Annotated in this window: 7 protein-coding genes; 3 read left to right on the top strand and 4 right to left on the bottom strand. The window is 39.0% G+C overall.

Annotated elements, in window-relative coordinates:
- Positions 1-143 precede the first annotated feature (143 nt).
- Complete coding sequence (locus P2E05_RS13050; RefSeq protein ID WP_154621816.1) at positions 144-455, bottom strand: DUF5339 domain-containing protein; 312 nt, start codon at positions 453-455, stop codon at positions 144-146.
- Positions 456-1,650: 1,195 nt separating this feature from the next.
- Between P2E05_RS13050 and fliZ the strand changes: the two genes are divergently transcribed.
- Positions 1,651-2,163 (top strand): flagella biosynthesis regulatory protein FliZ, encoded by a 513-nt coding sequence (gene fliZ / locus P2E05_RS13045; protein WP_154624120.1) that lies wholly within the window; start codon positions 1,651-1,653, stop codon positions 2,161-2,163.
- A gap of 357 nt (positions 2,164-2,520) precedes the next feature.
- Here fliZ and putA read toward each other — a convergent pair whose 3' ends face one another.
- Positions 2,521-6,504, bottom strand: a complete 3,984-nt coding sequence (putA, locus tag P2E05_RS13040; RefSeq protein WP_163862377.1) for a trifunctional transcriptional regulator/proline dehydrogenase/L-glutamate gamma-semialdehyde dehydrogenase — start codon at positions 6,502-6,504, stop codon at positions 2,521-2,523.
- A 456-nt stretch (positions 6,505-6,960) separates the two neighbouring features.
- Between putA and putP the strand changes: the two genes are divergently transcribed.
- Positions 6,961-8,445 (top strand): sodium/proline symporter PutP, encoded by a 1,485-nt coding sequence (gene putP / locus P2E05_RS13035; protein WP_154624122.1) that lies wholly within the window; start codon positions 6,961-6,963, stop codon positions 8,443-8,445.
- Between the two features lie 268 nt (positions 8,446-8,713).
- Here the strand turns inward: putP and P2E05_RS13030 are convergent, their stop codons facing one another.
- Positions 8,714-9,460: a glutathione S-transferase family protein gene (locus P2E05_RS13030; RefSeq protein ID WP_154624123.1), complete on the bottom strand. Its 747-nt coding sequence runs from the start codon at positions 9,458-9,460 to the stop codon at positions 8,714-8,716.
- A 417-nt stretch (positions 9,461-9,877) separates the two neighbouring features.
- Entirely contained in the window at positions 9,878-11,281 is a 1,404-nt protein-coding gene (gene cycA / locus P2E05_RS13025) for a D-serine/D-alanine/glycine transporter (RefSeq protein WP_154624124.1), read from the bottom strand.
- 224 nt (positions 11,282-11,505) lie between these two features.
- Between cycA and P2E05_RS13020 the strand changes: the two genes are divergently transcribed.
- Positions 11,506-11,697: a hypothetical protein gene (locus tag P2E05_RS13020; RefSeq protein ID WP_272657456.1), complete on the top strand. Its 192-nt coding sequence runs from the start codon at positions 11,506-11,508 to the stop codon at positions 11,695-11,697.
- Positions 11,698-12,352: the final 655 nt, after the last annotated feature.

Below are 12,352 nucleotides of genomic sequence, written 5' to 3'. Positions count from 1 at the left end.
GAAATTATAATAAGCCATTTTTATTGTTATAATTGAGTATGAAGGGAGACAGGACGAGACAATATTTGAAGGCTTGCGATTGTACTCTCATTATAAAAATATGGAGCCATATATCTATAGCCCCATGGTATAGAGAAATCTTATTACTGTAGGCCTAAAGCAGATTTCATTTGTTTCATTGCATCAATACCTTGTTGGCAAGCTTTATCTTGCTGATCTTTAGGTAGTGCTGCAACTTGTTTTTTACCTTCTTCTAATTGGCCTTTCATAGCATCTAATTGAGCTTTTGCTTCTGGATTTTCAGACGCTTTTGCAATCAGAGAATCAATCTCAGCAAAGTAGGTATTACAAGTTTCTGTTGCACCCGCAACTTCTGATTTTTTCTCTTCATCAGAACAAGCTGTGATCGTTAATGCCATTAAACCCATACCGCAAGCTAGAATTAACTTTTTCATAATCAACCTTAAATTATTTATTTTTGAAGTAGCAGAGGGAGTATATAAAAGTTTTTCTCGATATCAAACGTAACAAATCCTAAAAAATAACTCGAAAAATACCTTATAAGTTAGCTTAAAACTGATATCTAAAATCTATGAGCCAAGATATTTGGCATTTTAATCTAAAAGATGAGTGTGATGTATTGAAAATATATTACAAGATGCCGTAATAACATAGGCCATTGACAAGATAATGTTGTCTGTTGTTATCACAAGCGGGGCATTTGCAGTAATGGGAATATTTTAATATAAGTCGACTGTTTTTTATTCAATTTGCTTAAAGCGTGGTATCACCATGAATCAAGAAAGTTATCCACAGACTGAGCGTGAATTTACCCACAGAAAATGTGGATGGTATCAATTTATAGGTATCGTATATTAGCGATGTGGTATGAGTGATATCAGTGTAACGATCTTAATAAGTGAATGGGTAAATTTACTTAAAAAAAATAAATTAATATCTCAGATGGCTGTTTGGGGTGAAATTATAATCTATAAATTAGATATATCTTTTGGTTATGAGCTATAACTTTTTTGCATATGTTAAAAAAATAAATTCATATGCTTAATAAGCACATAAATGTAAAATTAAATTTACAACTTTTCTTTTATATCAGCTTATGAGCTATTTAAAAAATTAATATCTACGCAGAGAATAGTTAAATTTTGGTTATGTTAGGTGAGTTACTTCACATTTTTACTATTTTAACGCCAATTTAACTATCAAACTGATTTATAAATTAAATTTTTATTGAATGCTCGGTTGATTATCGGGTAAAGTCATCACTTTAACTGTTGGTATAGTTAGCGACTTATAATGCTTTATTGTGATTTTATTCTGTGCAAAGGCAATAAATGACTGGTTTAATAGGTTGACGCTAAATCAAATTCGTACCAAACTCTAGTCTTCGCAGAAATTCGCCAAAGAGTGATAGACGCGATAGAATGCATTTCACAGAGGGAAAATAGCTCATACCGTGTATTTTTAGTATGAACTAGTCTCTTAAGAGAAAGCAAAAGAGCTTGATACAGATAAATCTGTATTATTATGCAACATAGCGGATAAATAATAATGCTATGGGCATGCTAAGTATGTAGCGTGGATACCACGTTACAATTTTAATTTTAGACTTACACACAGGGCTTTATCATCATGTCTGCTTCTATTGTTAAGAAACGGCCGCTGAGTCGTTATATCAAAGACTTTAAACACAGCCAAACTCATTGTGCACATTGTCATAAAACACTGGATCGTATCTCTCTAGTCTTTAATGATAGCATCTTGAATAAAGAAGCTATTGCGGAGATGACCGAGCTAGTTGATGAAAATACATGGGTTGAATTACAAGATAAATTTACCGCACTTTGTCGTTTTTGCAGTGAAATTTATTGCAATAGTAATACTGATTTCTTTGACATCATGTCATTTAAACAGTATTTATTCTTACAGACTGAAATGAGCCACAGCACAGTTCGCGAATATGTTGTTCGTTTGCGCCGTCTTGATGAACTTCTCTCATCGTCTAATTTTTCAATGAAAGAGTTTACAGCGAGCAAAATTCAAGAGCAATTAAGCGATAAAATGACTGAATCTGCTTTTAGCAACTACAATATTGCGCTACGTAAATATGAGCAATACTTGTATTGGGAATCAGAGAAAAATTAATCCATAGCAAAGAACCTAGTTAACAACTTGTTCAGTGCAATACGGTTATAGTACGTCAGGTGTCCATTATGGGCACCTTTTTGTTTCTAATGAATATAGTGATTTTTTTCGTCATTAATCGAGGTTAATTAGAACCGTCTATTGTGATGGTCATATTAAGAATAAGTACTAACCACAATAGATAATTATTTAGATTCAATCTTAGCTCAATATTATTAATTACCAATATTGAATATCTGGTTATTAAAAGAACAATACAGATTGGGTTGAAATAATAAAGGGCATGACGGGAAGATAGGAAGCAAATAAATAAAACGACGCCTGAACCTAATATTAACTAGGCTCAGGCGTTTTTAATTAGCCAATGGTCATTAGGCTTGCATTACCACCTGCTGCTGCGGTATTGATGCTCAATGAACGTTCATGGACTAATCTTTCAAGTAATAAGTTGGTTTCACCACGTTCGAAACCTTGTACTGAAATGATTGGGCCTTTACGTTGAGCGATACTCTCGCAGACAACTTTGAGTTGGTCACTGTCACCATGATAAATAACGGCTTCAATATGGCCATGATGTTCTTGCCAATTTTTTGTCATTGCAACTGCATGACGCACTTTTTCAGGCAGTGATTTGTAGAGCTTTTGGTGGATCTCACTTTCAGGCCATAATGCTTGGCAGCCGCTGGCAAGAACCCCAGCCAATTGCACTAAACAGTCTTTTTCATTATCACTAAGACATAAAATCGTGCCACGTGGTGTTAAGGTATACGTGTTCTTTTCACCCGTAGGTCCCGGTAGTAAACGTGATGTACCTGCTTGTGCATGGCGTGCAAATTGCTCTAAGACTTCAGATTCTATATGGTGTTCTTGTTTCTCTAACCATGTAGAAAGGGCATTGAAAGACTCAAGTAGAATAGGGCGTGCAGTGGCATCTAGTGCAAGCTCACTATCTTGTCTTTCGAGCGTACGAGAGACAGCATTATCTGGACGTTCACTTAATAATCGATACAGATAGAGTGGTCCACCCGCTTTCGGTCCAGTACCCGACAGACCTTCACCACCAAATGGTTGAACACCGACAACCGCACCAACCATATTCCGGTTAACATACAGGTTGCCAACTTTGGCTCTTGCAACGACTTGGTTGATGGTTTCATCAATTCGAGTATGAACGCCTAACGTTAATCCATAACCCGCAGCATTGATCTGCTCAATAATATCAACGAGTTGTTCTCGTTTGTAACGAACAACATGTAGCACAGGACCAAAGATTTCTTTTTTCAGTTCACTGACGTTATCCAATTCAATCAATGTTGGTTTCACATAAGTACCTTCAGATTGCTCATGGAGATCCTCATTATGATTGAATACGGCTTGGAACACCTCTTTGCCTTTGCTACGCATTTGTTGAATATGTTGCTCAATATTCTCTTTAGCTTCGCTATCAATGACAGGCCCAATGTCAGTATACAGATGCTCAGGATTCCCCATACGGCACTCTTCCATCGCACCTTTAAGCATACGAATTGTGCGATCCGCGACATCTTCCTGAACACACAAAATACGTAAAGCCGAACAGCGTTGACCCGCACTATCGAACGCGGAAGCGACCACATCGGTGACAACTTGCTCCGTTAAGGCTGATGAATCCACGATCATCGCATTCAACCCGCCCGTCTCGGCAATGAGTGGTGTTGGGCGGCCTTGAGCATCCAGCCTGCCTGCAATGTTACGTTGCAATAAACCTGCCACCTCAGTAGAACCAGTAAACATAACGCCACGAACTCTTGTATCACCAACCAGTTTCGCACCGATAGTTTCCCCTTTACCCGGTAAAAATTGCAATACTTCACGTGGAATACCCGCCTGATGGAGTATCGATATTGCAATTGAGCCTATAAGAGGAGTTTGCTCCGCCGGTTTTGCTAATACGGTATTACCTGCCGCTAATGCTGCCGCTATTTGCCCTGTAAAAATAGCTAATGGGAAGTTCCATGGGCTAATACAGACGACAGGACCTAGTGGTCGATGCGTATTGTTATCAAAATCATCTCTGACTTGAGTTGCATAATAATTGAGGAAATCGACGGCTTCTCGAACTTCTGAAATCGCATTCGCGTAGGTTTTACCCGCCTCACGAACAAGCACATCTAACAATGGCTGTAGCTGTTGCTCCATGATATCAGCGGCACGTAGTAATATCGCCGCACGCTCTGAAGGTGGAGTAGCAAACCAAATCGCACCGGCATCACTGGCGATATTTAATGCATATTCAGCTTCCTCTAACGTTGCTTCACGCACGTGACCAACAATATCGGAATGGCAGGCAGGATTAATGACAGGCACTCTGTTTTCGGCTGCTTCCGTAGATTGATAATCCCCTCCTAACAGTGGCTGAGCTAATTTTTCCTGCATTGCAGCCGTTAAAAGAGCGCTAGAAAGTGAAGCTAAACGGTGCTCATTTGACAGATCCAGCCCCATTGAATTGACGCGACGCTGGCCATAAAGATCACGAGGTAATGCAATTTTAGGATGCGGTAAACCAATTTGTCCTTCGACTTTAGAAAGCTCAAGTACTTCTTTCACTGGGTCAGCAACTAACTCATCAAGAGGAATCGTTGCATCCGCAATACGGTTAACAAATGAAGTGTTAGCTCCATTTTCGAGTAGACGACGAACCAAATAGGCTAACAACGTTTCATGAGTACCAACTGGCGCGTAAATACGGCAAGGACGATTAAGCTTGCCGTCAGCAACTTTTCCAACCACTTGTTCGTATAGCGGCTCCCCCATGCCATGTAAGCATTGGAACTCGTATTGGCCTGGATAGTAATTTTTCCCTGCAATTTGATAGATAGCAGCGAGGGTATGAGCGTTATGTGTTGCAAACTGTGGATAGATAAGGTTTGGAACAGACAATAATTTACGAGCACAAGCCAGATATGAAACGTCAGTATAGACCTTACGTGTATAAACAGGATAACCTTCTAAGCCATCAACTTGTGCGCGTTTGATCTCGCTATCCCAATAAGCCCCTTTAACTAGACGGATCATTAATCGACGCTTACTGCGTTCTGCAAGATCAATAATAGAGTCGATTACAAATGGGCAGCGCTTTTGGTAGGCTTGGATGACGAAGCCAATCCCATTCCAACCGGCAAGTTTAGGCTCGAAACAGAGTTTTTCGAGTAAATCGAGTGAGATTTCTAAGCGATCTGCTTCTTCCGCATCGATATTGATCCCCACATCATATTGATGTGCTTGTAGCACTAATGATAATAAACGAGGATACAACTCTTCCATGACGCGCGAATATTGTGCGCGACTATAGCGGGGATGCAAGGCAGATAATTTAATAGAAATGCCTGGGCCTTCATAGATGCCTCGGCCATTAGATGCTTTACCGATTGCATGAATAGCTTGTTGGTATGACACCATATAATCTTGGGCATCTTTTTCTGTTAGTGCTGCTTCACCTAACATGTCATAAGAGTAGCGAAACCCTTTTTCTTCCAGTTTCCGAGCATTTGCTAATGCTTGTGCGATAGTTTCACCAGTAACAAACTGCTCACCCATCAAGCGCATCGCCATATCAACGCCTTTGCGGATTAATGGTTCACCACTCTTACTAATAATACGGTTTAAAGAGCTAGAGAGTTTTGCTTCATTATGCGTAGAAACTAATTTACCAGTGAACAATAAGCCCCAAGTTGCTGCATTGACAAACATTGAGCTACTTTGCCCTAAATGGGATTGCCAATTACCCGTACTGATTTTATCTCGGATCAGTGCGTCACGTGTTGCTTTATCTGGGATACGTAATAGCGCTTCAGCTAAGCACATGAGCGCAACACCTTCTTGTGAAGAAAGTGAAAACTCTTGTAATAAGCCTTGAACTAATCCAGAACGACCAATGCCATTTTTTTGGTTACGTAGTTTTTCCGCTATGGAGTAAGCCAACTGGTGTGCTGCATCGGCTTGTTCAGCGGGCAATTGCGCTTGTTGCAATAACATGGGAAGCGCTTGCGTTTCAGGAATGCGATAAGCGGATGTAATCGCTGAGCGTTTAACCGATTGGGGTAAAATATGTTCAGCAAAATCCAAAAAAGGCTGATAATTCGATTCTGTTAGTGATTCTTCTTCTGATATTTGGCCGTCTTTGTTATCTTGTCCTGCGGAGATCTCAGGGATGAACTGCTGATTATCAAGCTGTTCAAGATAATTGAATATGGCTTGCTTAATTAGCCAATGCGGCGTGCGGTCAAGACGTTGAGCAGCAGTTTTAATGCGTTCACGAGTCGCTTCATCAAGTCTCACACCCATAGTTGTCGTACTACTCATCCCATTTCCTCTAAAATAATTAGCTACTAGAAACAAAAAAGTTACACATCAATAGCATGATGTTGCAACTTTGTGCAACGTTGTTAAAGCCTATTCTAAAGGAATTGTGAAATATATCGTATTTTTATTTGTTAAATGAGATGGTCAATAATAACAAATTAATTTTTTATTTAAAATCAATCGGTTGAATTTAACCCCTTAATGAGTGGAATGTTAATCAATCTATTAACTTTAGTACCACTAATTTAACATTTGTGATATGGGTATCGTTTATGGAATAAAATGGCGTTAATTTCTTGTTAAATGTAAATGAGTTTGTCTAGCATGCTAAGGTGATATTTTTTATTAAGTGCAACACAACACAAACACAAGACACATAAATTTATAATTTAATTTGTTGACGTGCAATTTAGTGCAACAAACCAAAAAAGAATAACTATTCTATGGAGAAGACGGATGACTGTAAGCACTCCGATGATCATTATGTTCATCGTATATATTACTGGCATGTTACTTATTGGCTATTTAGCTTATCGCTCAACGAAAAATTTTGATGATTATATTTTAGGCGGGCGAAGTTTGGGTAGCGTGGTAACAGCCTTATCGGCCGGTGCCTCCGACATGAGTGGGTGGTTGCTAATGGGGTTACCTGGCGCTATTTTCCTCGCGGGTATTTCGGAAGCTTGGATTGCGATAGGATTGAGTTTAGGCGCTTACCTCAATTGGCTATTTGTCGCTGGGCGTTTACGCGTTCAAACTGAGAAAAATAATAATGCGTTAACCTTGCCTGATTATTTTACTAGTCGCTTTGAAGATAATAGTAAAATTTTGCGTATTATCTCCGCTGTTGTCATTTTAGTGTTCTTTACCATCTACTGTGCTTCTGGTGTTGTCGCTGGTGGCCTATTGTTTGAAAGTACTTTTAATATTAGCTACGAAAAAGCAATGTGGCTTGGGGCATTAGCAACAATCGCATATACATTCCTAGGGGGATTCTTAGCGGTAAGTTGGACAGATACCGTCCAAGCCTCGTTAATGATATTCGCATTGATTTTAACGCCTATCGTGATCATCTTCTCATTAGGCGGTGCCGATACCGCAATTGAGGTGATTAAAGCTAAAAACCCTGAATATTTAGATATGTTTAAAGGGTTGAATTTTGTTGCCATTATCTCGCTATTAGGGTGGGGGCTAGGCTATTTCGGGCAACCACATATTTTAGCTCGCTTTATGGCTGCGGATTCTCATCGTACTATCCGTTCTGCTCGTCGTATCAGTATGACTTGGATGATTTTGTGTCTCGGTGGAACGACGGCTGTTGGTTTCTTTGGTATTGCTTATTTTGAAATGAATCCTGCATTAGCCTCTTCGGTTATGGGGAATAATGAGCGTATTTTCATGGAGCTAGCGGGGATACTCTTTAATCCTTGGATTGCCGGTATCTTATTATCCGCTATTTTAGCCGCGGTTATGAGTACATTAAGTTGCCAATTATTAGTATGCGCAAGTGCTTTAACTGAAGATTTGTATAAGCCATTCATTCGTAAAAAAGCAAGCCAGAAAGAACTCGTTTGGGTTGGTCGTTTAATGGTTCTGTTAGTGGCAGCGATTGCGATCTACATCGCAAGAGACCCTGATAGCAAAGTTCTGGCACTGGTTAGTAATGCATGGGCTGGTTTTGGTGCGGCTTTTGGTCCCGTTGTCTTAATGTCAGTATTGTGGAAGCGCATGACACGAACAGGGGCTCTTGCAGGGATGATAGTTGGAGCTGTCACAGTATTAGTTTGGATGAAGTACAAGTGGTTTGCACTGTATGAAATTATTCCTGGCTTTATTCTTGCGACTATTGCAATTGTCCTTGTTAGCCTATTAACAAAGGCACCAAGTGCTGCTGCTCAGGCGCGTTTCGAACAAGCTGAGGCGGAATATAAAACGAAGTAATTTATAAAATAAAGTCCCCCCAGTAGTTGGGTAATCAACTGCTGGGGGTTTTTTATGAGCAAATAGAAAATGACTATTGAATATTGTTCATTGATTTTATTTTGTATAGCCTTATTTTTTGAGTATTCAAATCTGAGCTTGTGGGGATGTTTATTCACCGCAAGTGATGGTAAAAATAATCAAAACAAATAAGCCAAATAAGTCTTTCTTTGAGTAAGGCGCTCAGTTTGTTTCCTTTAGACTTGTCTAAACCGCTTATCCGCTTTTGTTACCCGATGACTTGTTCACAAGTATCAGCTATCCACGCTGGAGACCCTTTAGAACCCCCGTTTAGTGCCAGTATTTGTGGAACAATGTAATCCCATGCTTTATGTGAAAGCCTATAACTTGGCCTTGACTCGAGCTTTGTTAACCAGCCACAGATATTAGGGTATCTTTCTATTATTTGCTTAAAATTGGGGTCAATCCTTAAAGCAAAAATATCGCAAGCATAGAGTAAATCTGCGGCGGAAATATCATTTCCAGATAAGAAATCTTTGCCTTCAAGCAGAAAATCTAAATTTTTAAACATAGCATGAAGTGCATTTAATTTAGCTTCAATCTCAATTGCTGAGGGTTTTGCTATCCCAAGATATGCAGGCATTAATAGTACGGGAAGAAAATATTCCAATGTTGAAATTTTACGAAGATTCGTATGATACCAAGATAAATGTTTATTGATGACAGCCTTAGATCTATGGTTCGCTCCAAACCATTTATCACTACAACCGTGAATATCGGTAAGGTAGTTCATGATTGCCGTTGCTTCGGAAAGGCAAAAGTCGTTGTGCTGCATTGCGGGTATCTGATGCAACGGATTGACGGCTAAAAACGCCTTAGAAAGATGTTCTCCTCGCGTCAACCACGTGTATTTGATATCGATGGGAATATTAGCCTCAATACAAAGCCAGTGAACTGCTCTACTTGGCTCTGAGGTAGGATCATGAAAAATAGTCAATGCGGATAAATTTGTCATTTTTTACCTTTAATTTAACGTTGCTCATTAGACATAAAGTGAACTTTACGATCATGTTTATGACTTATCTCTTTCAATGTAATACCAAAATAAATTAATAAATAACAGCTCAACTGCTTAATAATCTGTCGATATTTATTCTCTACACTAACTTAAGTAAACGGCGGCATTAATAAAAGGTGCTTGTACGGTTAGGAAAAAGTGCATTGAAAATGTACTAGCACAGATGAAGAAGATTGAGCTGATGATATTTGGTTCAGAAATAGCCATATCGATAGGCTATAGGTATGAATGCATAAGGTATTACGAAGTCGATAAAAGTTAAAAGGCCTGAGTTCAGGAGTGTCTTGAATTCAGGCCTTTTAAGCTATTTGAATAACATATTCAATTTTATAGTAGCGCTTTACTATCTGGTCTTTAATGCGTTTTCTTACGGCGTTTAACGACTTGGTAACCAATTAATAGAATGATAAACCAGACAGGAGTCGCGATCAGTGCTTGTCTTGTATCATGTTGAAATGCCAGTAGCACGACCATAAATGCGAAGAAAGCCAAACAAATCCAAGACATCACAATACCCGCCGGCATTTTATAAAGTGAAGCTTTATGGAGCTGTGGGCGATGTTTTCTAAATTTGAGGTAACTGTATAAGATCATACTCCAGATAAACATAAATAGGATTGCTGATACAGTCGTGACTAATGTAAAAGCATGCATGATATCAGGAATGAAATAGATCAGTACGATACCAAAGCTGAGACAAATACAGGTAAAGATCAGTCCCGTGGCTGGAACAGCTTTTTTTGATAAACGACTAAACTGTTTTGGTGCATCGCCTTCTTTTGATAGGCCAAATAGCATGCGGCTGGTTGAAAAGACGCCACTATTAGCCGAAGAGGCTGCCGATGTCAGTACAACAAAGTTAACAATACTCGCAGCTGCCGGTAAGCTAATCAATACAAACATTTCAACAAATGGGCTTTTATCCGCTAAAATTGTGCGCCATGGCGTTACCGCCATAATCACAATCAGCGATAACACATAAAAGGTAATGATCCTAAAAGGAATAGCATTAATTGCTTTTGGCAGAGATTTCTCAGGATCACGGGTTTCTGCTGCGGCAGTGCCGACCAATTCTATTCCTACAAAGGCAAAAATGGCGATTTGGAAGCCCGCGAAAAAGCCACTCATTCCCATCGGGAACATGCCGCCATCATTCCAAATATTACTTAATGATGCAGTATGACCTGCCGGTGATTGAAAGTTCATGGCGATTAAGGTGCCACCAACGGCGATGAGCGTGACAATGGCAACAATCTTGATCATGGCAAACCAGAATTCGAGTTCACCAAATAGCCTGACAGACACTAAATTCAGCGTTAATAGAACGACAACGCAAATAAAAGAGGTCACCCATTCAGGGAAATCGGGGACCCAAAAACTGACATAGGATGTAATGGCGACAATATCGGCAATACCTGTAATGACCCAACAAAACCAATAAGTCCAGCCGACAAAAAAGCCAGCCCAAGGACCAATGAGGTCGGATGAAAAATCACTAAAGGATTTGTAATTGAGGTTGGAAAGTAATAATTCGCCCATGGCTCGCATGACAAAGAAGAGCATGAAGCCAATAATCATATAGACAAATATGATTGAAGGGCCCGCGAGTGAAATGGTTTTCCCAGAACCCATGAATAGCCCAGTTCCGATCGCGCCACCGATAGCGATAAGTTGGATATGGCGGTTACTCAGGCTACGTTTTAGCTGTTGCCGATCAGCAGACGAGCGTGTTGATGTTGTGGATTGATTTTCTTCCATCGGTATTTATCCAAAGAGGTTGGTTAGTGCGGTCACAGTATATTTTTAGTTGTGTGACAGTGTTTGCATAAATATTGTGACACAAATCTCAGTCAGTGTAAGGAAAACTTAACTGATTGTAAGTAGAGTGGTGATATCTTAATCCAAAGATAACACCAAATTAACATCAATAACCAAAATTTAATTATATAAATAAAATAGCAGAATAATGTGGATTCTGCTAAATGAGAGAGATTAAACAAATTTATCGGATTGTCAGCTCAGTAGGTAGAGCGATTGGTTTTGAGCCACAGCCAAACAGTATTGAGGTCGATCATCGAATCGCGAAAGCATTTTTTGAAATGAATAGTTCTATTCTTGATGGATATTTTAACTTAATTTCAAGCGTTATATTACTTAGTTTTCAATCACACTGATCGCCTACAGATTCAGGAATATTAGCCTCAGCGTTTATCAGGAGTTAATACACTAAGCAATCGATTGTTTATGATTACTTGATATTGTATCCCCATAAAATGTTCTAATGGGAGAGTGACTAATGTTTCTAAACTAGGGCTATTGAATCAGTCATCTTCATATGACTGATAACTCTGAAGAGTAATACCTTTGTTAACCTTGAAAAAATCTTTGCTGCTTGATGCAGCAAAACGACACGGTTATAAAAGTTAAATGGGATATAAAAAATACTCACACCGACTACGAAAAATAGCGGTTAATTATCCATTCAATGTACGCATAAAAAAGTGAGCGCCCGCCAAACGCAGCTCTTCTTTCGCAACAATGCAATGATTGCTAAGAAGTTCCCCTTGTAATGACCGTTTTGATAATAAATAAGCCAATTGCCGGATAATTAGATTATGTATTATCAAATTCCGGCTTGCTTGCGCATCCCACAAATCGTAATATGATACCAACAAGGCTAATTATCATTCAATTATCATTCAATTATCATTCAATTATCATTCAATTCTCATAATATTAGTTTTTTCCAACCAAGAGCGAAAATATTAGAAAAAATCTATGTGTATTAAGTAACAAATTACTTGAGAATAACCTTTGGGAACTGTTTTT

It is taken from the genome of Providencia stuartii, from assembly GCF_029277985.1.
GTDB lineage: Bacteria > Pseudomonadota > Gammaproteobacteria > Enterobacterales > Enterobacteriaceae > Providencia > Providencia zhejiangensis.
Note: the sequence above shows the minus strand (reverse complement) of the source record. Positions and strands in the feature narration are given on the sequence as shown.

Bases quoted from the DNA above. Each gene is read 5' to 3' on its own strand.
- fliZ (WP_154624120.1), top strand. From the start codon at position 1,651: ATGTCTGCTTCTATTGTTAAGAAACGGCCGCTGAGTCGTTATATCAAA.
- P2E05_RS13030 (WP_154624123.1), bottom strand. From the start codon at position 9,460: ATGACAAATTTATCCGCATTGACTATTTTTCATGATCCTACCTCAGAG.
- putP (WP_154624122.1), top strand. From the start codon at position 6,961: ATGACTGTAAGCACTCCGATGATCATTATGTTCATCGTATATATTACT.
- P2E05_RS13020 (WP_272657456.1), top strand. From the start codon at position 11,506: ATGAGAGAGATTAAACAAATTTATCGGATTGTCAGCTCAGTAGGTAGA.
- cycA (WP_154624124.1), bottom strand. From the start codon at position 11,281: ATGGAAGAAAATCAATCCACAACATCAACACGCTCGTCTGCTGATCGG.
- P2E05_RS13050 (WP_154621816.1), bottom strand. From the start codon at position 455: ATGAAAAAGTTAATTCTAGCTTGCGGTATGGGTTTAATGGCATTAACG.
- putA (WP_163862377.1), bottom strand. From the start codon at position 6,504: ATGAGTAGTACGACAACTATGGGTGTGAGACTTGATGAAGCGACTCGT.